This window comes from Arthrobacter sp. FW306-06-A, assembly GCF_021870055.1.
GTDB lineage: Bacteria > Actinomycetota > Actinomycetes > Actinomycetales > Micrococcaceae > Arthrobacter.
On the sequence record NZ_CP084552.1, the window covers coordinates 497,983 to 522,500 of the forward strand.

At 66.7% G+C, this 24,518-nt stretch carries 23 protein-coding genes; 11 read left to right on the top strand and 12 right to left on the bottom strand.

Features of this window, described 5'->3' with window-relative positions; translation table 11 throughout:
• From LFT49_RS02495 to LFT49_RS02530, 8 genes are all read right to left on the bottom strand, one after another.
• Positions 1-2,562 carry a rhamnogalacturonan lyase gene (locus LFT49_RS02495; protein ID WP_237429658.1) on the bottom strand — a complete coding sequence of 854 codons (2,562 nt, stop codon included), beginning with the start codon at positions 2,560-2,562 and terminating at the stop codon, positions 1-3.
• A gap of 266 nt (positions 2,563-2,828) precedes the next feature.
• A complete protein-coding gene (locus LFT49_RS02500; protein ID WP_236800739.1) occupies positions 2,829-4,385 on the bottom strand; it encodes a long-chain-fatty-acid--CoA ligase in 1,557 nt (518 codons plus the stop codon).
• Between the two features lie 24 nt (positions 4,386-4,409).
• On the bottom strand, positions 4,410-5,606 hold the full coding sequence (locus LFT49_RS02505; protein WP_237429659.1) for an acetyl-CoA C-acetyltransferase: 1,197 nt from the start codon (positions 5,604-5,606) through the stop codon (positions 4,410-4,412).
• Between the two features lie 30 nt (positions 5,607-5,636).
• On the bottom strand, positions 5,637-6,893 hold the full coding sequence (locus LFT49_RS02510) for an acyl-CoA dehydrogenase family protein (RefSeq protein WP_237429660.1): 1,257 nt from the start codon (positions 6,891-6,893) through the stop codon (positions 5,637-5,639).
• Between the two features lie 134 nt (positions 6,894-7,027).
• Positions 7,028-7,753 carry a TetR/AcrR family transcriptional regulator gene (locus tag LFT49_RS02515; RefSeq protein WP_237429661.1) on the bottom strand — a complete coding sequence of 242 codons (726 nt, stop codon included), beginning with the start codon at positions 7,751-7,753 and terminating at the stop codon, positions 7,028-7,030.
• 82 nt (positions 7,754-7,835) lie between these two features.
• A complete protein-coding gene (locus LFT49_RS02520) occupies positions 7,836-8,858 on the bottom strand; it encodes an NAD-dependent epimerase/dehydratase family protein (RefSeq protein WP_237429662.1) in 1,023 nt (340 codons plus the stop codon).
• Positions 8,852-9,823 (bottom strand): aldo/keto reductase, encoded by a 972-nt coding sequence (locus tag LFT49_RS02525; RefSeq protein WP_237429663.1) that lies wholly within the window; start codon positions 9,821-9,823, stop codon positions 8,852-8,854. Before LFT49_RS02525 ends, LFT49_RS02520 begins: the two co-directional genes overlap by 7 nt.
• 53 nt (positions 9,824-9,876) lie before the next feature.
• The gene (locus LFT49_RS02530) at positions 9,877-10,698 is read right to left on the bottom strand and encodes an aldo/keto reductase (RefSeq protein ID WP_237429664.1); all 822 of its coding nucleotides are present in this window, start codon (positions 10,696-10,698) and stop codon (positions 9,877-9,879) included.
• A 221-nt stretch (positions 10,699-10,919) separates the two neighbouring features.
• On the opposite strand from LFT49_RS02530, the gene LFT49_RS02535 reads away from it, so the two are divergent.
• Both LFT49_RS02535 and LFT49_RS02540 read left to right on the top strand, forming a co-directional pair.
• Entirely contained in the window at positions 10,920-11,819 is a 900-nt protein-coding gene (locus tag LFT49_RS02535; protein WP_236800748.1) for a helix-turn-helix domain-containing protein, read from the top strand.
• Between the two features lie 151 nt (positions 11,820-11,970).
• Positions 11,971-12,177, top strand: coding sequence for a hypothetical protein (locus tag LFT49_RS02540; RefSeq protein WP_056331347.1), 207 nt, complete (start codon positions 11,971-11,973; stop codon positions 12,175-12,177).
• A gap of 74 nt (positions 12,178-12,251) precedes the next feature.
• Here the strand turns inward: LFT49_RS02540 and LFT49_RS02545 are convergent, their stop codons facing one another.
• Together LFT49_RS02545 and LFT49_RS02550 are read right to left on the bottom strand one after the other, a co-directional pair.
• Positions 12,252-12,464, bottom strand: a complete 213-nt coding sequence (locus LFT49_RS02545) for a dodecin (protein ID WP_018769638.1) — start codon at positions 12,462-12,464, stop codon at positions 12,252-12,254.
• Positions 12,465-12,596: 132 nt separating this feature from the next.
• Positions 12,597-13,301, bottom strand: a complete 705-nt coding sequence (locus LFT49_RS02550; protein ID WP_236800750.1) for a FadR/GntR family transcriptional regulator — start codon at positions 13,299-13,301, stop codon at positions 12,597-12,599.
• Between the two features lie 168 nt (positions 13,302-13,469).
• Here LFT49_RS02550 and LFT49_RS02555 point away from each other — a divergent pair, with 168 nt between their 5' ends.
• From LFT49_RS02555 to LFT49_RS02590, 8 genes are all read left to right on the top strand, one after another.
• The gene (locus LFT49_RS02555; RefSeq protein ID WP_237429665.1) at positions 13,470-14,960 is read left to right on the top strand and encodes a four-carbon acid sugar kinase family protein; all 1,491 of its coding nucleotides are present in this window, start codon (positions 13,470-13,472) and stop codon (positions 14,958-14,960) included.
• A 39-nt stretch (positions 14,961-14,999) separates the two neighbouring features.
• On the top strand, positions 15,000-15,899 hold the full coding sequence (locus LFT49_RS02560; RefSeq protein WP_236800753.1) for an NAD(P)-dependent oxidoreductase: 900 nt from the start codon (positions 15,000-15,002) through the stop codon (positions 15,897-15,899).
• 186 nt (positions 15,900-16,085) lie between these two features.
• Positions 16,086-17,540 (top strand): GntP family transporter, encoded by a 1,455-nt coding sequence (locus tag LFT49_RS02565; RefSeq protein WP_237429666.1) that lies wholly within the window; start codon positions 16,086-16,088, stop codon positions 17,538-17,540.
• Entirely contained in the window at positions 17,540-18,391 is an 852-nt protein-coding gene (locus LFT49_RS02570; RefSeq protein WP_236821110.1) for a class II fructose-bisphosphate aldolase, read from the top strand. The genes LFT49_RS02565 and LFT49_RS02570 overlap by 1 nt, the downstream gene beginning before the upstream one ends.
• A gap of 116 nt (positions 18,392-18,507) precedes the next feature.
• On the top strand, positions 18,508-18,912 hold the full coding sequence (locus LFT49_RS02575) for a DUF1304 domain-containing protein (RefSeq protein ID WP_237429667.1): 405 nt from the start codon (positions 18,508-18,510) through the stop codon (positions 18,910-18,912).
• Between the two features lie 119 nt (positions 18,913-19,031).
• On the top strand, positions 19,032-20,306 hold the full coding sequence (locus LFT49_RS02580; protein ID WP_237429668.1) for an acyltransferase family protein: 1,275 nt from the start codon (positions 19,032-19,034) through the stop codon (positions 20,304-20,306).
• Positions 20,307-20,321: 15 nt separating this feature from the next.
• On the top strand, positions 20,322-20,654 hold the full coding sequence (locus tag LFT49_RS02585) for a GNAT family N-acetyltransferase (RefSeq protein WP_236800759.1): 333 nt from the start codon (positions 20,322-20,324) through the stop codon (positions 20,652-20,654).
• A gap of 109 nt (positions 20,655-20,763) precedes the next feature.
• Positions 20,764-21,729 carry an NAD(P)/FAD-dependent oxidoreductase gene (locus LFT49_RS02590; protein ID WP_237429669.1) on the top strand — a complete coding sequence of 322 codons (966 nt, stop codon included), beginning with the start codon at positions 20,764-20,766 and terminating at the stop codon, positions 21,727-21,729.
• 142 nt (positions 21,730-21,871) lie between these two features.
• On the opposite strand, the gene LFT49_RS02595 is transcribed toward LFT49_RS02590, so the two are convergent.
• On the bottom strand, positions 21,872-22,195 hold the full coding sequence (locus LFT49_RS02595) for a hypothetical protein (RefSeq protein ID WP_236800761.1): 324 nt from the start codon (positions 22,193-22,195) through the stop codon (positions 21,872-21,874).
• Between the two features lie 324 nt (positions 22,196-22,519).
• On the opposite strand from LFT49_RS02595, the gene LFT49_RS02600 reads away from it, so the two are divergent.
• Positions 22,520-23,293 carry an SDR family NAD(P)-dependent oxidoreductase gene (locus tag LFT49_RS02600; protein WP_236800762.1) on the top strand — a complete coding sequence of 258 codons (774 nt, stop codon included), beginning with the start codon at positions 22,520-22,522 and terminating at the stop codon, positions 23,291-23,293.
• Here the strand turns inward: LFT49_RS02600 and LFT49_RS02605 are convergent.
• Complete coding sequence (locus LFT49_RS02605; RefSeq protein ID WP_236800763.1) at positions 23,261-24,397, bottom strand: FUSC family protein; 1,137 nt, start codon at positions 24,395-24,397, stop codon at positions 23,261-23,263. The two genes, LFT49_RS02600 and LFT49_RS02605, sit on opposite strands and share 33 nt — an antisense overlap.
• Positions 24,398-24,518 lie beyond the last annotated feature (121 nt).

Genomic DNA, 24,518 nt, shown 5'->3' on the forward strand with positions numbered 1-24,518 from the left:
TCACTGCCCGGCATTCGAGAATGCCCTCAGGATATTGCCGGCGTTGTACTCCAGCGACACCCGGGCCGTATTTGATACCGTATCCGGGTTCTTCTGCTGCGCAAGGAAGTCCACGAACCGCTGCACGGCCTGGCCCGCCTTGGCCGGGTTACGGTCCTGGACCGCCTTTGCCGCCTGCTGCACGCTGGTGCCAAGCTGGCTCGCCACCGGACCGGAAACGTCCCCTGACTCCACCAGGTCCGCCAGAATGTCCTGCAGGGCCTTAATGCTGCCCGGAAGCCACGCGCTGCGCAGCGGGACGTTGCCGAACTTCATGTCGGACGCGAAGTAGAAGTCGGTGTAAGCCGGCTGGTTGTAGGCCGTGTTCTGGCGCGCTACCTCGGCGCGGTACTGCGGATCATGCATCAGGGTGTAGAGCTTGTGGTTGGTCACTTCCGTGCTCAGGTAGATCCGCAGGGCCGAGCTGTCCGCCGTCCGGACCACCATTTCCTCGCGCCAGTCGCCCATGATGTCCGCCACCAGGCTGGGAGTTCCCTTGGTGCTGTTGTTGGTACGGGTACCGTCCGCCGTGAGCAGCCGGCCGCGCTTCCAGTCATCGATGGTGGGGGTCTGGTCCCCGGAGCCGTTGATGATTTGGGTGGTCATGTCCGCGGCCCATTTGATGCTCATGTTGGTGCCCGGTGCGCTGCTGGACAGCTTCCGGCCGTCGGCGGACTGCATGCCGATGGCCCAGTTTTCAATGCCGGGGAGGGACGGGTCCACGTCGCCGATCATGCCGCGGCCCGTGTCCTTGCCGGAGTAGGCTCCAAACAGGACCTCCCCGGTGGCCGCGTCCCGCATGGCGTAGCCGTAGGGGGCGTACGCCGCTCCCTCGTGGACGGTGAAGATTTCCTTGCCGGGCCGGTTGGGGTCGATGTCGGTCACATGCATGGCGTCGCCGTGGCCCAGCCGGGCCTCTTGGCCGGGTGACGCACTGCCTGCCGGCAGGGTGTCGAAGGACGTGTACAAAACCGAGCCGTCGTCGTCGAGCGTTGCCGACCCGTACACAATCTCCTGCTTGCCGTCACCGTCCACGTCGGAGGCGCTCAGGGAATGGAAACCTTGCGTGGTGAGCTTCCCGTACGTGGGGTCTGTTCCGTCCCGGCCGTGCGGAGAGTCGTTGAACGGGTTGGTCATGGGCGTCCAGCCTGAGTCCACGTTCCAGACAGGCGAAAGGTTGGATCCGTCCCAGGTGTAAGTGGCGAGGGTGGTGCGCGTGTAGTAACCGCGGGCGAAGACCGCCGCCGGCTTCTGCCCGTCCAGGTACGCAACGCCGGCAAGGAACCGGTCCACACGGTTCCCCGGCTCAATCCGCGCCATTGCATAGTCGCCCCACATCAGGCCGTCGTCCGTGCGCCCCGGGGTGTAGGCCACCGTCTTAAGTTCCTTGCCCGTGGCGCCTTCGAACACGGTCAGGTATTCCGGTCCCGACACGATGAAGCCCTCAAATGCGCGCAGGTTGTTGCGTGCACTGCGGGACGGGGCGTAGACGTCCATGAAGTAGTCGGTGAGCTTTTCCGCGTCAGCCTGGGAGAGCGGGTACTTGTACTGCGGGGCGATGCCAAAGGCTTCCTCAAGGGTGGCAGGCCAGCGGCCTGCCTTGACCTCCGGGTGCCCGGTCCAGCCCTGGAAGGTTTTCACCATGTGCTGGTAGTAATCCGCCGCGCTCATGCGGTAGTCGTCGGTGTTGGAGTAGCCGGCTTCGATATCGGATTGAAGCAGGGAGATAAACGAGCTGGCCGCCACGCTGCCGTCCGCGTTGAAGCTGGTGCTCTTGGTCCCCGGGGCCGTCTTCATCATCATCTCCGCCCGGCCGTCGCCGTCGAAGTCGTTCACCAGCAGCTGGGTGTAGTGCGCGCCCGAGCGGATGTTGACGCCCAGGTCGATGCGGCTGAGGAGCGTCCCGTCTGCCTCGTAGGTGTCGACGTAGGTGTTGCCCGTGTAGCCCACCTGCGAGACGTCTTTGGAGTTGTTCGGGTCCCATTTGACGATGAACTCATACTGCCCGTCGCCGTCCACGTCCCCCACGGAGGTGTCATTGGCGGAGTAGGCGTAGGCCTGGCCGCCCGGGGTGACGCCGTCGGCAGGCTTCTTGAGCGGAATGTCCTTGAAGTTGCTGCCCCACGGCGTGGCAGTGGCGCTTCGGTCCACCTCGACGCCTCCGACGACGGCCCGCACATGGTAGGCCGACCCCGCCGTTCCAGCCCGGTCCAGGAAGTTGGTGCTGTCCGTGACGGTGGCCAGTTTTTGGCCGTCCCGGTAGACGTTGAAGTCGGTGCCGGTAAGGCCGGTGGCGGAGGAGCCGGTTGCCTCGGTGCCCAGCAGCCGCCAGCTGAGGAACACGCCCTCGGAGGTGCCGGCGGCGACCAGGCCACGGTCAAGATGGTCCAGTTGGATGCCGGGACTATCAGGCTTGGGGGAGGGGCCGACGGCGGAGGCCGGGGCTGCGAGGCATCCGACCGCAAGTGCCAGGCCGGCGGCGCCCACGGAGAGCAGGCGAACGGGGGTAAGGCGTGGATTCATCAATGAATCCTTTCAATTTTGAGACCGGAAAACGCTTCCCCAGCAATCTAGCGGTGGGGGGAGGGGTAGGGGAAGCCTTGTTTTCCTGGCGCGGAGAGGGTATTTAGAACGTTGTAGAAGTCCGGAGGGCCTGCTGCTTTTGCAGCCGGCCCTCCGGATCAAGCGCCCCACCTCCACGCCGCGCGGTGCCACTCGTGCCAGCCAGGTGTCCCGCGCCTGGCGGGCAATGCCTGGACTTGTCGGGCCCGGTACGGCAGCCGTACCTACTAGGCCGGGTCCTCGGCAAGCTTGCGCTTGAGGATCTTTCCGCTGGGCCCCAGGGGGAGTTCGGAGAGTATGCGGACCACCCGGGGGTACTTGTAGGCGGCCAGCTGTGCGCTGGCGAAGTCGATCAACTCCGCCTCGGTGACACTTGCTCCGGCGTCCAGCACGATGGCTGCCGCGATCTCCTGGCCGTGCACCTCGTCCGGGATCCCGTACACGGCGGCACTGACCACAGCGGGATGCGTCAGGAGGATCTCCTCCACTTCCCGCGGGTAGACGTTGTAGCCGTTCCGGATGATCATGTCCTTCTTGCGGTCCACGATGGTGAGGTAACCGTCGTCGTCCTTTGTTCCAAGGTCCCCGCTGCGGAACCAACCGTCCACCACGGCCTCCGCCGTTGCCTCGGGCCGGTTCAGGTAGCCCTTCATCAGCAGGTGGCCTCGGATGACCAGCTCACCCAATTCGCCGTTGGGAAGCAGCTCAATGCTGTCCACCACCTCGGGCCTGGCAATTTCGATATCAACACCCCAGATCGGGATCCCAATGGTGCCCGGCCGGGGTGCGGTGCCAACGTGGTTGAAGGCGGCCACCGGCGACGTCTCCGTCAGGCCGTAGCCTTCGTGGATCTCCACGCCATAGACGTCGCGGAACCTGTCCATGACGGCCAGCGGAAGGGATGCACCGCCGGAGATGCCGTACCGCAGGGCGGCCGGCCGGTCCGGTACGGTCTTGGCGGCTTCCAGGAGCGCCACGTACATGGTGGGCACCCCGATGAAGATGTTGACGTTGTGCTTGGCCAGCAGTTTCAGGGCGTCCTCGCCGGTGAACCGCGGCATCAGGACGATGGTGACGCCGGCGCGCAGCCCGGTGTTGAGGACCACCGTCTGGCCGAAGGTGTGGAAGAGCGGCAGGCCGCCGAACAGGACATCGCCGGGCTGGAAGTCCATCACGCTGGTCAGCAGGGTGCTGGTCTGTTCCACCAGGGCGAAGTGGGTGCCCAGCGCGCCCTTCGGTTTCCCGGTGGTGCCCGAGGTGTAGAGGATGGTGGCCGTGTCCGAGGGGCGGCACGGTTCGTACGTCCGGATGGGCTCCGCGTCCGCAGCTTCCGCTTCCAGCCGGGGGAACCCGCCGTCGTCGGGAGCCATCACCGTCAGCACGTCGATTCCGCTGGCCGTGGCACCCGCTGCCCCCTCCCCGAGCAGCGGAGCGGCGCAGATCAGCAGCTTGGCGCCGCTGTCCTGCAGGACGTACTCGATTTCGCGCGCCTTGAGCAGGGCATGCACGGGCACAACGATGGCACCGAGCGACAGGATGGCGTAGTACACCCGGGCGAAGTCCGGAACGTTCGGGATCAGGACGGCGACGGCGTCTCCAGGGCCGACGCCGCGCGCCCTCAGTGCGCCGGCATAGGCGCGGGTCTGGCGCCACAGGTCGCCGTAGCTGACCTGCTCCTCACCCACCACCAGGGCGATGCTGTCGGGAGTCCTTTTGGCTGATTCAGCCAGCACGGCTGCCACCGAAATGGTGGCGAAGCCGTCAGCGGAGTTCGTGTTTGTCATGGCCTGCTTCTTCGTCGGGGTGGGTCATGCTGTGAGGATCAGGGCGTCACCCTGGCCGCCGCCGCCACAGAGGGCCACGACGCCGGTGCCGCCGCCGCGGCGCTTCAGGGCCAGCGCCTGGTGCAGCACCAGCCGCGCCCCCGATGCTCCCACTGGATGGCCCAGGGCAATGGCGCCGCCTTCGGCGTTCACGGCTTCGGCTTCAATACCGAGGTCGTTGGCGGACTGGATGAGGACGGAGGCGAAGGCTTCGTTGATTTCCACCAAATCCAGCTCCTGGACCGTGAGTCCCTGGACCTTCAGCGCCCGCTCGATGGCCCTGGCGGGCTGGGAGTGCAGCGATCCGTCCGGGCCGGCGGTCTGGCCGTGGGCGCCGATCTCGGCGATCCATTCCAGGCCTGCGGCTTCAGCCGCCGCCTTGTTGGCAATGACCAGGGCGGCCGCGCCGTCGGAGAGTGGCGACGACGAACCCGCGGTGATGGTGGCCGTCTCCGCCTTGGAGAACGCCGGGCGCAGCTGCGCCAGGGACTCCGCGGTGGTTTCGGGGCGAATGCCTTCATCGTGCTCAAGGGTGACGGCCGGACCTTTGCGCTGCGGCACCTGGATCGGCGCGATCTCATCGGCCAGCACCCCGGCAGCGCGTGCAGCGTCGGCGCGCTGGTGGGAGCGTGCCGCCACGGCGTCCTGCTCCTCACGGGTGATGCCGCGTTCGGTGTTCCCGGCGTCGGTGGCCTCGCCCATCAGCTTGCCGGTGACCGGGTCCTGCAGTCCGTCATGGTTCAGCGAGTCCAGCATTGGGGCATCGCCGATGACCACGCCCGCGCGGAGGCCGGGGACCAGGTGCGGTGCGTTGGTCATGGACTCCTGGCCGGCGGCCACAATGAAGTCCGCTTCCCCGGTCCGGATCATCCGCGCAGCGTCGATGACGGCAGTCAATCCGGACAGGCAAAGCTTGTTGATGGTGATGGTGGGGACGTCCCAGCCGATTCCCGCGGCCAGGCTGGCCTGGCGGGCGGGACCCTGTCCGGCACCGGCCTGGATGACCTGTCCCACGATGACGGCACCGATCAGCTCCGGTGCCACACCGGTCCGTTCCAGGGCGGCCCGGATGGCGTGCGCTCCGAGGTCGCTGGAGGAGAAGGGCGTGAGGCCGCCGCGGAACCGGCCGAACGGGGTGCGGGCGCCGCCCAGGATGACGGGGATGTTGGCGTTCTGGTTCAAGAACAATCCTTTCGAAGGTGTTGGGCGGGGTTACGCGAAGGCGGAAGTGCCGGTGATGCCGCGCCCGATGATGAGGGCCTGCATGGTCTCGGTACCTTCGTAGGTGTGAATGGCCTCGATGTCGGCGAGGTGCCGCGCCACGCGGTTTTCCAGCAGGATGCCGTTGCCGCCCAGCAGGTCGCGCGCGTTGGAAGCAATACCGCGCGCGGTGCGGGTGCAGGTGTACTTGGCCAGCGACGCCTGCTCGGGCGTGAGTGTTCCGGCTTCATCAAGCCGGGTCATCTGAACCACCATCAGCTGCATGGTGGCCAGTTCGCTGAGCATCCGGGCCAGCCGTTCCTGCACGATCTGGGAGGCGGCCAGGGGCCGGCCGAACTGCTTGCGCTGCTTGGCGTACTGGACGGCCGTTTCGTAGCACGCGGTGGCATGCCCGACGGCGGACCAGGCCACGCCCAGCCGGGTCGCCAACAGGACGCGGGCCGTGTCCTTGAAGGTGCGGGCGCCAGGCAGGACGTTCTCTTCCGGGACGAAGACGTCCTCCAGCCGGATGTGCGCCTGCCAGATGGCGCGGAGGGCCAGCTTGCCTTCGATTTTGGTGGCAGTGTAGCCGGAGGAGTCCTGTGGAACCAGGTAGCCATGGACCTGGCCGTCCTCGCCCCGGGCCCAGACGATGCTGACGCCGCCTACTGAGCCGTTGCCGATCCACTTCTTTTCACCGTTGAGCAGGAACCCGCCCTCGGTGCGGGTGGCCGTCGTCTCGAGGGCGACGGAGTCGGAGCCGTGGGTGGGTTCGGTGAGGGCGAAGGCTGCGTATTCCGCGCCGCCGGCGATCGCCGGGAGCCAGCGCTCCTTCTGCTCCGGGGAGCCGCATTCCGCGACGGACCGCAGGGCAAGGCCGCCCTGCACTGCCACCATCGTGGCCACGGAGCCATCGCCGCGGCTGAGCTCCATGTTCACCAGGCCGGCGGCCATGCTGCTCATGGGTGCGTACCCCTCCACCGCAATGCCGTCGCGCAGCAGGTCCAGTTCGCCAAGGCGCTGGAGGAGATGCAGGGGGTACTCGCCGCGTTCCCAGTAGCCATCGATGACGGGGAGGACCTCATTCTGGACAAAGCTGCGGGCCCGGTCCCAGTAGGCGCGGTCCCCATCGGTGACGCCGGTAAGGACGGATGCCGGGTCGGTGCCCAGCGCCTCGGTGAGGATGTAGTCCGGTTCCACCGTGCCGCCGGGAAAGCTGGTGGGACTTTTGGCGCTGGCGGGCACCCGGGTGGGGGACGTCGTCGTCATGTATTTGCATCCTTTTAAATCAGCGGCGGCGGAACTGCCGGGCAGTGTGGCTCGCGCCACATTGAACAAGGATGCAATGAAACGGAGTTCCACGTCAAGAAACTGCGTACCACGAGGGCTGGTAGGGAATTTTGCTAGGGCAGGGCGTCCCGGACCGCCTGGGCGATGGCTTCCCTGTCGGCAGGGCCGGGAAGGACGGTCACGACGACGGTCGGGGCTGGTTGGGAGGGGGTGGGGGAACCGAGGAGCGCAGGCCGGAACGTATCCGACAGGACCTGGAGTTCTGCGGCGAGGGCTGCCGCCCTGTTCTTGTCTGCCGCAGTAGTGTCCCCGGCCTTCGGAGTGGTGCGCAGCCACTGGCGGAGGAAGGCGTTGTGCACGGCCACTACGGCCGCGGCGAAGGCGACGGCCTTGTACTCGTGCCGCCCCTTCCCAGGCAGCCGGTCATTGAGGAACTGCAGGAATGCCCGCTCGTAGCGGTGGGACGTGACCAGTTCCCGGTCGCGAAGGGCCGGGACTGCCTGCAGCAGCCCGAAGCGGGCCCGTGACGTTGCCGGGTTCCGCAGGTGGTGCTCGAAGACCAACAGGGCGGCGTCCGCAACGGCGGCGAGCGGCTCAAGCCTTGATTCGGCGAGCCGGTCATTCACCTGGCGCAGGATCCGCTCATGATCCGCGAAGACCACGTCCTCCTTCGACCCGAACCTGCGGAAGAACGTGCTGCGGCTCATTCCCGACGCTTCCGCGAGCTCCTCGACCGACGTGGCATCGAAGCCCTGCTTCGCCAGGAGCCCGATGGCTGCGGCGACAGGCCCGTCGGCGGGATGCCCGTCCGCGGGCTGGTTGGAAGGGGGCGAAGTCATGCGCCGAAATGTAGCACAGCCGCCCTGCGCAACTGGCCTGCCATCGGAGGGTGGCAGGCCAGTTGCGGCGGAGTCCGTGGGCTCAGGCTCCCTGGCGCGCCCAGCCGGTGAGCTTGTCGGAAAGCTGCATGTAGGCCTCGTCCACCTGCTGCAGTTCCGGGTGGCTGTCGAACCACTCAATAATCTCCCGGGCGCCGTCCGCGAACGGGATGGTGGCGGTGTAGTCCGGCACCAGCGATTTGATCTTGGTGTTGTCAAAGACCACCGAGTGGGACCGGTCGCCCAGGAGGTTGGAACCCAGTTCCTCGTCATGGGTGGCGATGGTTTCGGATGCCACATGTACCAGTTCGGGTTCCCGGACCCCCGCTGCCCGCGCGAACAGTTGGTAGATCTGGTTCCAGGGCAGGTACTCGTCCGAGGTGATGGTGTAGCTCTCGCCCACCGCCTGCGGCCTGCCGAGCAGGCCGACGAAGGCCTTGGCGAAGTCCTTGCTGTGCGTCAGCGTCCACAGCGAGGTGCCGTCGCCGTGGACCATGACCGGAAGGCCGTTGCGCATGCGGTGGATGTCCGTCCAGCCGCCCACCATGGCGATCTTGGTGCGGTCGTAGGTGTGCGATGGCCGGACGACCGTCAGGGGAAAGTCATCCTCCCGGTAGGCCCGGAAGAGCAGCTCCTCACACGCGATCTTGTTCCGGGAGTACTCCCAGAATGGGTTCTTCAACGGCGTGGACTCACGGATCGGCAGCCTGGTGGGCGGCTTCTGGTAGGCGGAGGCGGAGCTGATAAAGACGTACTGCCCGGTCCGCTCCCGGAACAGCTCCATGCTGGACTGCGCCTGGTCGGGGGTGTAGGAGATAAAGTCCGCGACGGCGTCGAACTCCCTGCCGCCCAGCACCTCCCGGACGGCCGCTGCATCACGGACGTCGGCGTGGAGCACTTCCGTGCCCTCCGGGACAGGCCGGGTGGACTGGCCGCGGTTCAGGATGGTCAGCCGGTGCCCCAGCGCGACGGCACGCTCTGCCGCCGCCGCGCTGATGACTCCCGTGCCACCGATGAACAGGATGCTCCTCGGCGCCACCGTATCGGCAGCGAATTGGGTTACCACGCGTAGTCTTCCGGCGCCGTGCGGTGTCCCGGGAAGATGTCGTCCAGGCGCTTAAGCGCGTCTTCGTCAAGCGAGACGTCCAGGGCGCGGATGGCGGCAACCAGCTGTTCCTGGGTGCGGGGGCCCACGATCGGAGCCGTGACCGCGGGCTGGTGCAGGAGCCACGCCAGGGCGACGTCGCCGGGTTCGTGGCCCAGCTCGTCGGCAAAGTCCTCGTACTGGCGGATCTGGTCCTGGTGCTTCTTCAGCGTTTCGGCGGCCCGTCCTTCGGTGCGCCGCACGCCCTCGCGTTCCTTCTTCAGCACGCCGCCCAGCAGCCCGCCCTGCAGCGGTGACCAGGGGATCAGGCCCAGGCCATACTGCTGCGCCGCCGGGATGACCTCCAGTTCGAGCTCGCGGCGGAACAGGTTGTAGATGGACTGTTCACTGACCAGGCCGTTGTAATTGCGGCGTCGGGCGGCTTCCTGGGCCTGTGCGATGTGCCAGCCGGCAAAGTTGCTGCTGCCTGAGTACAGGATCTTCCCTTGCTGCACTGCCACCTCGATGGCCTGCCAGATTTCGTCCCACGGGGTGTCGCGGTCGATGTGGTGGAACTGGTACACATCGATGTAGTCGGTCTGCAGGCGCTTGAGGCTTGCGTCCAGGGCCCGGCGGATGTTCAGTGCTGACAACTTGGACTCGTTGGGACGGTCCGTCATGGTGCCGTAGAGCTTGGTGGCCAGGACGGTGTGCTCGCGGCGCTCGCCGCCCTTGGCGAACCAGCGTCCGATAATTTCCTCGGTCCAGCCGCGGTGGTCAACGCCGCCATATACGTTGGCGGTGTCGAAGAAGTTGATGCCTGACTCGTGGGCGGAGTCCATGATGCTGTGGGCGTCCGCTTCTTCCGTTTGCGGCCCAAAGTTCATGGTGCCCAGGCAGAGGCGGGAGACTTTCAGGCCGGAGCGGCCCAAGTGGGTGTACTGCATGGAAAATCCTTTCGGTGGGGGAGCCGGCAGGCAGAGGTTGAGCCTGCAGGTCCCTACATCTGGGTGAAGGAGGCGACGGCGGGATCGGAACCAATGCGGGCGCCGGACTCCAGCGCCGTGATGGCGGCCAGTTCGTCCCGGGAGAGCGTCAGGGATGAAGCCGCGAAGTTCTCGCGGATGCGGTCCGGGTTGGCCGACTTGGGAATGACGATGTTTCCGTTGGCAAGGTGCCAGGCGAGCACCACCTGGGCAGTGGTGGCGTTGTGCGCAGCAGCGATTTCGGTGACGGCGTTTCCGTTGAGGTCTCCGCCCTGTCCAAGGGGGCTGTAGGCCTCGACGGCAATGCCCAGGCCGCGGCACTTGGTCGCCAGGTCTGCCTGCTGGTAGCTGGGGTGGAGCTCGATCTGGTTCACGGCCGGCACAGTTTCGGCGGATTCCAGCAGGGTGTCCAGGTGGTCCGAGAGGAAGTTGGAGACGCCAATGGCACGGATCTCCTTGTTCTCGTAGAGCCGCTCCATCTCCTTCCACGCCTGGACGAAAAGCCCCTGGGAGGGGACGGGCCAGTGGATGAGGTAGAGGTCGATGAAGTCCAGGCCCAGCGCCTTGCGGCTGTTTTGGAATGCTTCCTGTGCCCTGCCCTGCTCGCCGTTGCGGAGCTTGGTGGTGACGAAGATTTCCTCGCGGGCGATGCCGGTGGCGGCCAGTGCTGCCCCCACTCCTGCCTCGTTCCGGTAGGCCGCGGCGGTATCGATGTGGCGGTAGCCTGCCTCGAGCGCATCCTCCACGGTCCGCTGGGTGTCTTCCGGCGGGACCTGGAAAACGCCGAAGCCAAGCTGCGGGATGGTGACGCCATTGTTGAGTGTCAGCTCTGACATGGGTGTGCTCCTTCTCTGGGAGGGTGTGGCTGGAAGATGAGGTGCTGGAAAATCGGTGCCGGCTGCTCGACAGATGAGAAAGCGGTTTCCACCGGCTCACTCCTGAGCCTATGCACTTTTGGCCCCCAAGTCAGCAGGCAAAGCTGTTCCTGTTTTTCCTAGGACTGCCAGTCCTACCTTCGTTGTAGAGCGGGGACCCCAACGCAGGCAGAATGGTCTGCATGGGTCAAAGCGCCGAGTTCGGAAAATTCCTCAAAGCCATGCGGTCCCGGTTGAGTCCGGAGGTCGCCGGGACGGGCCCCAGCACGGGTGCCCGACGGGTCCCCGGCCTGCGGCGCGAGGAAGTGGCGCGGTTGGCCGGCGTCAGCACGGATTACTACGTCCGGCTGGAACAGGGCCGCAATATCCACCCGTCCCGGACTGTCCTGGACGCGGTGGCCCGGGCGCTGCGCCTGGACAGCAGCGAGCACGCGCACATGCTGGACCTGCTTGAGAACTGCGCCAGTGCTCCCCGTGAACCCGGTGCCGCTGCAGCACAGGGTGTCCGGCCGGCGCTGCGCCAACTGCTTGACGCGGTGGGGGAAGTGCCGGCTCTGGTGTTGGGCCGCCGCAACGACGTCCTGGCCGGCAACAGGATGGCATTCCTGCTGTTCACCGATTTCCCGGCGCTGCCGCCCGCGGAGCGTAACCTCACCCGCTGGACCATTCTTGATCCCGCCGCCCGGGAACTGTTCCGGGACTGGAAAACGGTGGCGGCCGAAGCGGCTGGATCTCTCCGCCTGGACGTGGGCCGGCACCCCAACGATCCCCAGGCGAACCACCTGGTGGGTGAGCTGGCGGTCCACAGTGAACACTTCCGCCAGTGGTGGGCCGGACACCGGGTGGCAACCCGCGCTGCCGGCACCGTCCGGCTGCACCACCCCTCGGTGGGCGACCTGGAACTGAACTTTGAAAACCTTGTCCTGCCGGAGGACCCCGACCAGACACTCCGGGTGTACTCGGCCCGGCCGGGATCGCCGTCGTCGGACGCCCTGGCCCTGCTGGGCAGCCTTGGCGCGGGCCCGGACCTCGGCATGGAACACGACGCTGCCGTCGTTGCGGAAAGCGGCGAGGTGGGCTGATCCGCCGGTCAGGGCGGCGCGTGACTGTACATTCGTCCAGCAGGAGGGGTTGATTCTGGCCAGCCGCCCATTGGTGCGGCGTGCGCCCTTTCCTAGGGTGGGAGTACGTGCTTTTCCGCCCACTTTTTGTCACCCCAGGATGGTCTCAACGATGAAACGCATCGCCCTGCTGAAGGAACGCCAGGCATCCGCCGGCGCCGCCTCCACCGCCACCGGTTCGCACTGCCCTGCCTCCGGTCTTTGGAGCCCGGACCTCGATCCCCACACGGTGCTGTCCTTCTTCGAGGGCCACGTTTTTCCCGCGTTCGACGGCGTCCCCACGGTCTGGCGACGGCGCAGCCCTGGGACGGCAAACTGAGGCCTGCTTAAAAGCGAAAACGGCCCGCGGCCAACGTCATCACGGACGTGTTGGCTGCGGGCCGGTTGCTTTAACTAGTGCTCTTCCAAACGGAAACCGATCTTGATGGTGACCTGCCAGTCCGCGATCTTCCCGTCCTCCAGGTGGCCGCGGACCTCCTTGACCTCGAACCAGTCGAGGTTCCGCAGGGTCTGGGACGCCTTGGCAATGCCGTTGCGGACGGCGTCATCCACGCCCTGGGTGGAGGTGCCGACAATTTCAGAAATGCTGTACGTGTGGTTGGACAACTTCGCTCCTCGTGATCGTCGATGCTCCCGGTTGCGGGCCGTCCCTGAAGCCTAGTAGGACACTTGGAGCGTTGAACAGGGTCAAGGGCAATTAGGGGACCCACTTCCCGCCCCGGACCTCGAGGGGAGGGGTTACTTGGTTTCCAGCACCAGCTGCTTGAGGTCGTCCAGGGTCTGCTGCATGTGGGCGTCCATGGCCTCCCGGGACCGCACTGCGTCGCGGGACTGAAGGGCTTCGGCGATGTTCTGGTGATGGCCAATGGCGTGCTCCTGGATTTCAGGAACGGCGGAAGTTTCGGTCCTTCGCTTTTCCAGGACCCGATGCAGCGGCTCAAACAGGACCGACACGAAGACGTTGCCGGAGGCGCGCAGGATGACGTCATGGAAGGCGAGGTCCGCCTCCACAAAGGACGCGACGTCGTTGATGCTGTGCGCGGCCTTCATTGCCGAGACGTAATTGAAGAGGGCAGTGATGTCCTCTTCGGCAATCCGTCCGGCGGCAAGCTCGCAGGCGCCCGTTTCGAGCATGCGGCGGAGTTCGATGAGCTGGATGGAGGCATCGGCGTCGTTCTTGCCCTCCGATGCTGCGCGCAGGACGGCTTCGAGTGAGGCCCAGCGGCTCAGGGGATTGACGAATGTTCCGCGGCCGCGCTCCACGCTCAGGATGCGTTGGGCCTGGAGGGTCTTCATCGCTTCGCGGACCGTCATGCGGCTGACCTCGTGGCGGGCGCTGAGTTCGTGCTCGCCGGGAACGGTGGAGCCGGGCGGGAACTCGCCTTCGATGATGCGGTCCAGCAGTTCGTCGGCCACCACGCCGACCAGCGACTTCCTTGCCATGTTGCCCCCGATTCCTGCTTCCGGCTTCCGGCGGATATGTCAGACAAGTCTACTTGCGCGTCTCTATGCCGTGTGCCACACTAACTTCAAATGCAAGATGTCAGACATCTTACAGTTACCTTTACATCTGGATCCGCCACCCTGGATCGCTACACAACGGAGTGCACTGTGACGTATGAAGCAGACGTTCTGGCCGCCTATCCGGCGGACCTCGAGATCCAAGCTGGGCTCGTAGCCGGCACGCTTGCCGCTTCCAATGCGGAGGTTCCCCGCGTCTTGGTAGTGCTCGACGACGATCCCACCGGTACGCAGTCCGTCGCAGACCTGCCCGTGCTCACCCGTTGGGACGTGGAAGACTTCGCCTGGGCCTTTGCGCACATTGCGCAGAGCACCGCCAAGCCCGCCGTTTACGTCCTGACCAACACGCGCAGCCTCGACCCGGCAGAAGCGGCAGCCCGCAATGAGGAAGTGGTCCGCAATGCGCTGGCCGCAGCAGGGCAGCAGGAAAAGCTGCGCCTCGGCTTCGTCAGCCGCAGCGACTCCACCCTCCGCGGCCACTATCCCCTGGAACCGGACGTCATCGCGGCGACGGTGGCCGAGGCCAGCGGGGAAAAGACCGACGGTGTTGTGCTGGTTCCGGCGTTCCCGGACGCCGGCCGCGTCACCATTGGCGGGGTCCACTACATGCGCGGCGCTGACGGCACCCTGGTCCCGGTCTCCGAAACCGAGTTTGCCAAGGACGCATCCTTCGGCTTCAGCACCTCCGTCATGGCCGACTACATCGCAGAGAAGTCCCAAGGCCGGTTCCCCGCCGACTCCGTGATCGTCCTGGACCTGAACATCATCCGCGCCGGTGCTTCCGCGCAGGACCCCGCCATCTCCGCGAAGGCCATCGCCGACGCCATCGAGCCGGCCACCAACTCCACTCCGATCGTTGCGGACATCGTCACCGAGAATGACTTCCGCGCGCTGGCCCTGGGCCTGGAAGAAGCAGAACGCCGCGGCAAGAAACTCCTGTACCGCGTTGGCCCGCCCTTCGTCCGCGGCCGCATCGGCCAGGAAGTCCGCGCTGCACTGACCGGGGAAGAAGCATACGAGGGCAACACCCCATCAGAGGCCGGCGGCCTGATCGTGGTGGGATCGCACGTGGGCCTCACAACGCGCCAGCTCAATATCCTCACGGCGGAACACAGCTCAGCACGCATCATCGAGATCGATGTCGAAAAGCTCCTCGCCGATGAGGCGGGAGCCAAGGCCCACCTGGACCAGACCGTGGACGCAGTGGTTGAAGCCCTCCGCACCGGCGACGTCATCGTCCACACCAGCCGGCTGCTCATCAAGACCGACGACCCCGCCGAAAGCCTCCGCATTGCACGCACGGTCTCTGCCGCCGTCGTGGACGTCGTCAACCGCACCCTGAAGACCTTCCCGCCCCGGTTCGTCATCGCCAAGGGCGGCATCACGTCCTCCGACGTGGCAGCGCACGGCCTGGAAATCCGCCACGCGATTGTCCGCGGCCCCATGTTGCCCGGCATCGTCTCCCTCTGGGAACCGGTGGACGGACCCGCCAAGGGCATCCCCTACATCGTCTTCGCCGGCAACGTGGGCGACGACGACTCCCTGGCCCAGGTCACCCGCAAACTCAGCACAACCTTCTAGTCCCCGCCCCAGCCCGCAAGACTTCAACGGAGAAACACCATGACCAGCAACTACACCGTCACCGTCCTGGGCCTCGGCGCCATGGGCCTGCCCATGGCCACCCGCCTGGCCACCCAGCTGACCGTCCACGGCTTCGACATCGCCGAAGCCCGCCTCAAGCTTGCCGAAGAAGCCGGCATCGCCACCTTCTCCAGCGCCCGCGAAGCCGCCAAGGGTGCCAATGCCGTGCTCCTGGCCGTCCGCAACGGCGAGCAGCTCAACGATGTCCTCTTCGGCGAGAACGGCGTGGCCCCGGTACTGGAGCCTGGCGCCGTCGTCATCCTCGGCAGCACCGTGGGCACCGACGCCATCCCCGCAACGGTCGCCAAGCTCGCCGAATACGGCGTGGACCTGGTGGACGCCCCGCTGTCCGGCGGGCCCAAGCGCGCCGGTGAAGGCGACCTGCTGATCGTCGTCGGCGCTTCCCCCGAGGCCCGCGAAAAGGCAGCCCCCGCCCTGGAGCTGCTGGCCTCCACGCTCACCGTGGTGGGTGACAACCCCGGCGACGGCCAGGCCCTCAAGACCGTCAACCAGCTCCTGTGCGGCGTCCACATCGCCGCCGCCGCCGAGGCCCTTGCCTTGGCCGACGCGTTGGGACTGGACCAGGCCAAGACCCTCGCCGCCCTGGAAGCCGGCGCGGCCGGCTCCTTCATGCTCTCCAACCGCGGCCCGCGCATCCTTGAGGCCTACAACGAGGAGGGCGCCGAGGTCCTGTCCCGCCTGGACATCTTCGTCAAGGACATGGGCATCGTGGGCAAGGCCGCCCGCGCCGCCGGCCTGGCAGCCCCCGTTGCCGCCGCCGCCGAGCAGCTCTACCTGCTGGGCCAGGCGCAGGGCCTCGCCGCCGCCGATGACTCCGCGGTCATCAAGGTGGTCGCCCCCACCAAGCGCGCCAAGTAAGCCAGCGCGCCAACTAAGCCATCCTCCTGCCCTTGCGGCAAAAAGGTACGACGACGGCGGTCCCCCCTCCGCCGTCGTCGTTACCTCCCAGCGTTGCCGGCGCAGTCCCGCAACGTTTATCCCCACCCCGCCATTCCGTGCTGCCCGCCTGCCCCCAGGCCGGCACGTCAAAGGAGACACCTCCCCGTGAACCACCTTCTGAATCCGCTGATACAGCGGGCGGCCGACGCCCCGGCCATCAAACCCGCCGTTGAGCTGGGCACCCCGCTGCTGCTCACTATCGCAGCAGTGGGCATCGCCATCCTGCTGGTGATGATCATCCGCTTCAAGATCCAGGCTTTCGTGGCCCTGCTCACCGTCAGCATCCTGGTGGCCGTGGCGGCAACCATCCCGCTTCAGGACATCTTCACCGTGGTCTCCGGCGGCGTGGGCAGCACCATGGGCAAGGTGGCCATCCTGATCGCGCTCGGCGCCATCCTGGGCCGCATGATCGAGGTGTCCGGCGGCGTCCAGTCACTGGCCGACCACTTCACCCGCAAGCTGGGTGCCCGCCGTGTGGCAGTGGCGCTGACCGCCGTCGGCTTCCTGGTGGCCATCCCCGTCTTCTTCGAGGTGGGCATCATCGTGCTGGTGCCCATCGTGTACGCCTTCGCCAAGATCGCCAAAGTCCACCCGGTCAAGTTCGGCCTGCCGATGGCCGGCATCATGCTCGCCATCCACGTGGCAGTCCCGCCGCACCCCGGAATCGTGGCAGGCGCCGGCGTGCTGGGTGCCGACATTGGACTTATCGCCCTGATCTGCGTGCCGCTGGGCTTCCTGTCCTACTGGGTTGCGTCCATCATGAACCGCAAGGACTACGAGCTGCTGCCGGCCGTGAAGACGCAGGTGGAGGAATTCGGCTCCAAGTCGCTGGTGAAGGTTGGCCACGACGGACCCGGTGCCGCCGCCATTGCGCCGCCGCGGCCTGGCCTGATCATCTTCCTCATCGCAGCGCCCATTGTGCAGATCCTGCTCGGCACCGTTGGCACCCTCATCCTCCCCAAGTCCCATCCGCTGTACGGCCTCGCGGCCTTCGTGGGCAACCCGTTCCTGGCCTTGCTGGTGGCCGTGGCGCTGTCCTTCTTCCTGCTGGCCGTCCGCCGCGGCTGGTCCTTCAAGGAAACCGGTGAGATCTTCGAGGGCTCGCTGCCGCCCATCGCTTCCATCCTCATGGTGGTGGCTGCCGGCGGCGTGTTCGGCAACGTGCTGCAGGTATCCGGCATTGGCGGAGCGCTCTCCAAGACGCTGGACACCCTTGGCGTGCCGCTGCTGCTGCTCGGCTTCATCATCTCGCTGGCGCTGCGTGCGGCCCAGGGTTCGGCGACCGTGGCCATCGTAACCACCACCGGCCTGCTGTCCGCAGCGGTCAGCGGCGGCGGCTACAGCCCGGCGCAGATCGCAGTGATCGTCATCGCCATCGGCTTCGGCGCCCTGGGCCTGTCCCACGTGACGGACGCCGGCTTCTGGGTGGTGGTGCGTTACTACGGCCTGACAGTGTCCGACGGCCTGAAGACCTGGACCGTCCTGACCACCATCCTGGGCGTGGCCGGCTTCCTGCTGACCTTCGTCGCGTGGATCCTGGTAGGAGGCTTGGGCGCCTAATGCATACCCGACTGGACCACCTGGTCACCTCCGCCCTGCAGCAGGGTTCAGCAGTACCCGCCTTCACCTGCTACGACTTCACCACCGCGTTAGCGGTGGTGGGCGCGGCAGAGGAAGCCGGCCGTGGCGTGATCCTGCTGGTGGCACCCAAGACCGCAGCCACCGCCAACGGCCTCCGCCTCATCAACGCGCTGCGCGGCCTGGCCGATGCTGCCTCGGTACCGGTCGCGGTGCAGCTTGACCACGCATCGGACCTGGACGTCATGGCCGACGCCGTCAAGGCAGGGGCGGATTCCGTCCTCGCCGACGGTTCGTCTCTTCCTTACGAGGACAACATTGCGCTGGTCCAGGCAGCCCGTGCGCTCCTGGGTGCCGAGGTGGTGCTCGAAGCAGAGCTCGGCGGCCTGGCAGGGGACGAGGACCGCGCCTTCGGAGCAGACCAGTCCGGCGTGGACGTGGCCGGCCTGACGGACTCCGCGCAGGTGGAGGACTTCGTCTCCCGCACCGGCGCGGAACTGCTGGCCGTCGCGGTGGGCAACGTCCACGGCAAGTACAAGGGCGAGCCGAAGCTGCGCTGGGACGTGCTGCAGGACATCGCGGCGCGGATCCACATCCCCCTGGTGCTGCACGGCGCCTCCGGCATTCCGACGGAGGAGCTGGTCAAGGCAGCGGCCATGAACGTTGGCAAGGTCAACTTCAACACCGAACTGCGGACCGGCGTGCTGGCCACCCTCCAGGACCAGCTTCCGGCGCACCGCGCGGACGGGGAAAACCTGCAGGGCCTGCTGTCGCTGTGGAACCAGTCGGCGAAGGGTTTCGCCGCCACCACGCTGGCCACGCTGGCACGGTAGCTGAATCTTCCACAAGCGGGAGGCCAGGATCAAGCAGCCGGTCCTGGCCTCCTTTTTTGTGCCTCCGCCGGATTGCGGGGCGGCACCGGGGTTCAACAGGAGGCTAGGATCGAGCAATGGTCCTGGCCTCCCTTCTTTTTGCCTTCCTTGCCGCGGCGCTGCACGTCTTCATTTTCACGATGGAGTCGCTCACGTGGACCCGGCCGGCAACCTGGAAACGCTTCGGGATCGCCTCGCAGTCCGATGCCGAGACCACAAAACCCATGGCCTACAACCAGGGCTTCTATAACCTGTTCCTGGCCGTTGGGGCGTTTGCCGGCATCGGGCTCGCAGCCGCTGGCGGCCAAGGGTCGGCGCAGTCCGTGGCGGGGTGGACCCTGGTTTTCAGCTGCTGCGGGTCCATGCTGCTGGCGGCCGCGGTCCTGGCCTTCACCGGGCGCAAGTACCTCCGCGCAGCCGTGACCCAGGGCAGCGCGCCCCTGGTCGCCGTCGTTCTGGGCCTGCTGGCCGTGTCGCAATAGCGGCAGAAGGGGCCCAAGGTCCTTAGCCAGCACGGGCAACGGGGGCACAATAGTGCCGTGGGCAGCCTCGAGCGCTTGTAGGACCCGTGCACAACACCGGCAGGCGGGGGTCAGATTCAGTGCCGGACACGGCGAACCGTGATCCGGCCATCGACCTTGTGCGCTTCATCTGCCTGGCGCTGGTGGTGGTGGGGCACTCCATGATGGTCAGCCCGGTCCTGCACCCGGACGGCACGGTGACCACAGAAAACACCTTGGGTGATCAGCGCTGGTTCGAGCCCGTCATCTGGATCTTTATGGTCATGCCCCTGTTCTTCGTCACCGGCGGCATCACCGGACTGCAGTCCTGGCGCCGGCTTAAGGCATGCGGCGGCACGGCGGCCCAGTTCGTCCGCGCCCGGCTCCTGCGCCTGGTCCGCCCGGCAACAGCCCTGCTTGCCACGATGGTAGCGGGTTTGTCCGTGGCAGGCGCGCTCGGCGTGGACCAGCAGGTAATCCAACTGATTGCCGCCGGCGCAGCCATGCCCCTGTGGTTCCTCGCTGCGTACCTCGCGGCGCAGCTGAACATCCCGGTCCTGGCGGCGCTGCATGCCCGGGCCCCCTGGCTGACCTTCGGCCTGCTCGCCGGGCTGGTGGTTGTTGTGGACTGCCTGCGGGGCGCCCTGCCTGACCTTGCCAACGCCAACCTGGTTTTCGTGTGGTGCGCGGTCCAGCAGTTGGGGTTCCTGGCTGCCGACGGCTGCTTTTCCCGCCTTTCCCGCTCGGGGCTGCTGGGCGTCGCCATGGCGGCACACCTGCTGCTGGGCCTGGTGACCGGGTTGGGACTGTATCGGGGAAACATGCTGGTCAACCTCAACCCGCCAAACCTGACCCTGGTGATCCTGGGTGTCGCGCAGTTGGCCGTGATGGAACTGGCGCGGCCGTTCCTGGTGCAGCTGGCCGAAGTGGGCTGGATCAGCCGGCTGCTGGCGTTGGCCGGGGCGAGGTCCCTGACCGTGTACCTGTGGCACCTGCCGCTTCTGGCAGGCATGTCCGGGCTGCTGCTCCTGGCCCCGATCCCCAAACCCGGTTCCGGCACGGCCGCCTGGTGGTGGTCCCGGCCCCTGGTTGTCCTTGCGCTGGTCCTCCTGCTTTTGCCGGTGGTGGCGGCCTTTGGCCATTTGGAGGAACGGACGACGGCGATGCACGCCTTCCGCTGCCGGCCCGCCTTGGCGGGGGCCGGCGTCGTGGTGGTCTTCATCCCCGTTGCGGACGCCGCCCTTAACGGACTGTCACTGGGACTGCTCGCAGCAGGCGCTGTCTGTTTCTTCGTGGCGACCCTTCTGCTCGGTGGCGTCCCGCTGGGTGACCGGCGGAAGAGGGGGAGGAGGGGCATTGCCAGCGGGGTGAAGTAGTGCCAGTGTCGAACCATGACCGAGAACACCGCGTCCGCGGAGGACAAGTTCACCGCCAATGTATCGCTGCGGCGTAACGACGCCCAGCACCGGTACGAACTCCTCGTGGATGGCCGGCTTGCGGTGCAGGCCTTTTTCCGCGACCTTCCCGGGCACATTGATTTCACCCACACCGAGACCGGCCAGGACTTTGACGGCAAAGGCCTGGGGAAGGTCCTGGCGCACTTCGCCCTGGACGATGTAGTGGCCACCGGCAAGCGAATCATCCCGCACTGCCCGTTCATTTCCGGCTACCTCCGCAAGCATGAAGGCTACGAACAGTTCGTTGACTGGCCGGCGGATAGCTGAAGTCCGCCGGGTGACCCCATCGGGCCTTCCTTATCTCCCACGCCTTATTTCCTGAGCCGTGGTGCCCCGAAACGGTTAGTCCCCGGGCCGCCCCGGGTACGCCTTACGAATGGCGGAACACCAGGACGACGTATTCGATGTGGCAGTGATCGGCGGGGGACCGGCGGGGTTGAGTGCCGGGGTAGCCTTGGCGCGGGCACTGCGCTCGGTGGTGGTGATCGACGCCGGCGAACAGCGGAACCTCGGGGCGGAGAGCGTTCACGGATTCCTCAGCAGGGAGGGAATGAGCCCGCGGGACCTGCTTGCCGCCGGCCGCGAAGAGCTGGCGCGGTATGGCGGGGCGATGACTTCAGGTTTCGTCCGGCAGGCCAGCCGTGGAGAAGACCAGTTCATCCTGGCCATGAACGATGGCTCCACGCGGACTGCGCGCCGCCTCCTGATCGCCTCCGGAATCGTGGATGAGCTGCCGGAGCTTCCGGGCGTGGCCGACCGCTGGGGCCGGGACGTGCTGTACTGCCCCTACTGCCATGGATGGGAAATCCGGAACAAGAAGATCGGCGTGCTGGCCGCGGATTCCCACTCCGTCCTGCAGGCCCTGACGTTCCGGCAGTGGAGCGCAGACGTGACCATCCTGCTCAACGACGCCCTGGAACTCAGCGCGGGCCAGGCAGAACAGCTGGCAGCCCGTTCCATCCAGGTAGTGGAGGGAAAGGTCCGGGAGTTGGATGTCCGCGACGACCGGCTCAGCGGCGCCATCCTGGACTCCGGCGCCACGGTGGGCCTGGACGTGCTGGTGGTCAGCCCCGCCACCGTGAGCAAGGCCAACATGCTCCAGCGACTGGGGCTGGAGCCGGCCGCCCTCCAGGAAGGCCCGGGGACCCGACTGGAAACCGATGACAGTGGCCGAACATCCTGCCCGGGCGTATGGGCGGCCGGCAACGCCACGGATGTTTCAGCGCAGGTGATGACCGCCGCTGCCGCCGGCCTTCGCGCGGCAGAGGCCATCAATGCGGACCTGGTCCTGGCGGACACGCGCCGGGAGGTTGAAGCAGCCAGGGTGCCTGCGGGGCAGTAGGTCGCCGGGCTTGCCAGGTTCGGGCCCTGGCCGCCCCAGGCTTTGGGGTTGCGGGCCTTGCCAGTGCGGCTGCCGTCAGCAACCGGCAAGGCCCCCGCCGGCTGTGAGCTGGCGGGGGCCCTCAGGGCCATGCAGGGGCCGGTTAGCTGGCGAGGGCCTCGCCGCTGACCGCCATGGCGGTCCCGGGGTCATCGATGGTGAAGCCGCAGGCGCAGCGGTAGGTGACCACGCTCTCCGGGACGGATCCCGGCCGCAGGGCAACGATGGAGTTTCCGTCAACGTACACGGGCTGCCGGACAGGCAGCTCGTCGTGGTCAACGCGCTGCATCGGCGTGCGGCAATGCATGCGTGAGTTGAGGGTCAACAGCAGCCCTGCGTCCACGGGTACGGTGGCGGTCATGACATTTCCAGCTGCCTCAGTGCGCTCCCCAAACGCTGCCAGCTGGTCTTCCAATGCGGTGGTCATTATGTTCTTCCTTGGGCTTCTTTCACGGAGCCGCCAGCGTTGGCAACCCCGCCGCGAACTGCTTGCGGAGGTTCATCTATCCCCGTAAGCAAAGCATGCTTACTAAATGTTGCACAAGTTACGTTTGGGGAATCGCAACATCCGCCACAGCGCTGCCACTGCCAGGCGAGCCAGAAAAGCAGGAAAACCACGGGCAAAACCGGCAACAACCTGCTGCTGGTCCTTTTCCCCTTCATGGCAACCTGGGCCCCAGGGGTTCCGGCGTAGCGGTCATGGTGCGCGAGCGACGGTCCATCCTGCCGCCTTGCTGGTTAGGCTTGCAGCATGACGCCATCCACCACCCGAACAACAGCACTCGTCACCGGGGCCAGCGCAGGGCTCGGCCATGAATTCGCCAAGCAGCTTGCGGCCCAGGGGCATGACCTCGTCCTGGTGGCACGCAACGCGTCCCGGCTTGCAGAAGCAGCAGAAGAATTCCGGCGGCAGTACGGCATCACGGTTGAGGTGCTTCCCGCCGACCTGACCCGGGACGACGACGTGGCGGCCGTCGTCGAACGCCTTGAGGACGCAACGCGGCCGGTGGGGATCCTGGTGAACAATGCCGGGATCGGCCTGCTGCACAACTTTGAGGACAACCATCCGGCGGAGGAGAAAAAGCACCTGAAGCTGCATGCCGAAACCTCCATGCTGCTTACCCACGCAGCGTTGAAGGGCATGCTGGAACGCCGGGAGGGCAGGATCATCAACGTGGCCAGCGTGGCGGCGTTCCTGCCGCGCGGCACCTACTCGGCAGCGAAGGCCTGGTTGCTGAGTTTCAGCCGGTGGGCAAACCTCGCCTACCGCAAGCATGGCGTCAAGGTGACGGCTGTCTGCCCCGGCTTTACACACACCGAGTTCCACGACCGGATGGGGATGGACAAGTCCGTGGCCCCCTCCTGGACCTGGCTTCGGGCCGAGCGGGTGGTCAGCGAAGGCCTTGCGGACAACGAGCGCGGGAAGGCAGTCTCCATCCCGTCCAAGCGCTACAAGGCGGTGGCCGCCGTGGCCAGAGTTGCTCCGGCGCGCCTACTGGCCGGACCGGCCCGGAAGCCTAAGTAAGGACGCGGAGCCGCGCTTAAGCCCCGGCAGGGCCTTTCCGGTGCGGGAGCCGGGGCGTCGCACAGCCAGTACCACCAGGATCCCCAGCAGTGCGCCCACCAGCGTCTCCACCGCCCGCTCAAGGATCAGGACCCCCGGCTCGATGGGCGCGGCCAGCTGGGTCATCAGCAGGATGACCGGCGTGAACCAAACCATGGCCAGGCCATAGTGCCTGGTCATGAACAACTCGGTGGCGAACTGGAAGAGGATCACCAGCAGGGCCAGCACAGCGGCCCGGTGTACGGGCTCGAGGAGTGGGGGGTAGAGGCCGGCCAGTGCCCAGGGCTCCGGCAGGAGGACGACGGCGGTGACCGCAAGCCCCACGAACGTCCCCACGATGCGGTGGACGCCCCGCCGGACGCTGCTGGGGAGGTCTGCGCCGGCGAGCGGCACTGCCGCTGCCGCCATGGCCCAATGCGGATGGCCGGTGCCGCTGATGACACCCGCCGTCCCCGCGGCACCCACCGCCAGCACGTACCGGGCAGCGTGGACGGACAGTTCCCGCCGCCGGGCCGACGAACGGGACGGCACGCTCCTGGTTGCGCCGGGTTCCCAGGACCTCCGCCGCACCCAGCCGCTGAAGCCGATCAGGATGGAGAACACGGACGATGCGCAGGCGATGAACATGGCGGCATACCAGGGGACCACGGTGGGAACGGAAGCGCAGGCGCCAAGGGCAAGAATTCCGAAGAAGGGACCGTTCGGTTTCAGGCGCACGCGGTCAGCGTAGACCGAGCCAACTCCTGCCAGGGTGGCTTCCACGGCCACCAGCCACCACGAGTGGATGTGGTTGATGGACAGCGTCACTCCCACGGCCACGCCGCTGAGCAGCACCAAGGCGCCCTGTCCCTGGTGGCGGAGGCGCAACTGGTGGGGTTCGGAGCGGCCATACATGCCGGTGAGGGCTCCGAACACGGCGTAGATCATCAGGTCTGTGCGGCCCAGTACCAGCAGGAGCAGCGAGGGAACGGCGACGCTGATTGCCACGCGGAGTGCGGCAAGGTGGTCACCGGTGGCGGGTTCCAGCCGGTGGAGCGCACGGACCTGCTCCACTACGCGCTTCATGTACCTGACCTGTCCTGTTTTGTTGTGGCGCCATTCGTGGCCTGTCGCAGCCGCTGTGCCCTTCGGAACGTATCACCGGCCTCGGGCAGAGTTCCATTGAGGGCGGTCATATTCTGACATC

Excerpts from the sequence above, each read along its gene's own strand:
- LFT49_RS02525 (WP_237429663.1), bottom strand. The coding sequence starts at position 9,823 with ATGCAGTACACCCACTTGGGCCGCTCCGGCCTGAAAGTCTCCCGCCTC.
- LFT49_RS02550 (WP_236800750.1), bottom strand. The coding sequence starts at position 13,301 with ATGGCAAGGAAGTCGCTGGTCGGCGTGGTGGCCGACGAACTGCTGGAC.
- LFT49_RS02515 (WP_237429661.1), bottom strand. The coding sequence starts at position 7,753 with ATGACTTCGCCCCCTTCCAACCAGCCCGCGGACGGGCATCCCGCCGAC.
- LFT49_RS02560 (WP_236800753.1), top strand. The coding sequence starts at position 15,000 with ATGACCAGCAACTACACCGTCACCGTCCTGGGCCTCGGCGCCATGGGC.
- LFT49_RS02590 (WP_237429669.1), top strand. The coding sequence starts at position 20,764 with ATGGCGGAACACCAGGACGACGTATTCGATGTGGCAGTGATCGGCGGG.
- LFT49_RS02495 (WP_237429658.1), bottom strand. The coding sequence starts at position 2,562 with ATGAATCCACGCCTTACCCCCGTTCGCCTGCTCTCCGTGGGCGCCGCC.
- LFT49_RS02535 (WP_236800748.1), top strand. The coding sequence starts at position 10,920 with ATGGGTCAAAGCGCCGAGTTCGGAAAATTCCTCAAAGCCATGCGGTCC.
- LFT49_RS02605 (WP_236800763.1), bottom strand. The coding sequence starts at position 24,397 with ATGAAGCGCGTAGTGGAGCAGGTCCGTGCGCTCCACCGGCTGGAACCC.
- LFT49_RS02595 (WP_236800761.1), bottom strand. The coding sequence starts at position 22,195 with ATGACCACCGCATTGGAAGACCAGCTGGCAGCGTTTGGGGAGCGCACT.
- LFT49_RS02585 (WP_236800759.1), top strand. The coding sequence starts at position 20,322 with ATGACCGAGAACACCGCGTCCGCGGAGGACAAGTTCACCGCCAATGTA.
- LFT49_RS02600 (WP_236800762.1), top strand. The coding sequence starts at position 22,520 with ATGACGCCATCCACCACCCGAACAACAGCACTCGTCACCGGGGCCAGC.
- LFT49_RS02530 (WP_237429664.1), bottom strand. The coding sequence starts at position 10,698 with ATGTCAGAGCTGACACTCAACAATGGCGTCACCATCCCGCAGCTTGGC.
- LFT49_RS02540 (WP_056331347.1), top strand. The coding sequence starts at position 11,971 with ATGAAACGCATCGCCCTGCTGAAGGAACGCCAGGCATCCGCCGGCGCC.
- LFT49_RS02500 (WP_236800739.1), bottom strand. The coding sequence starts at position 4,385 with ATGACAAACACGAACTCCGCTGACGGCTTCGCCACCATTTCGGTGGCA.
- LFT49_RS02510 (WP_237429660.1), bottom strand. The coding sequence starts at position 6,893 with ATGACGACGACGTCCCCCACCCGGGTGCCCGCCAGCGCCAAAAGTCCC.
- LFT49_RS02570 (WP_236821110.1), top strand. The coding sequence starts at position 17,540 with ATGCATACCCGACTGGACCACCTGGTCACCTCCGCCCTGCAGCAGGGT.
- LFT49_RS02575 (WP_237429667.1), top strand. The coding sequence starts at position 18,508 with ATGGTCCTGGCCTCCCTTCTTTTTGCCTTCCTTGCCGCGGCGCTGCAC.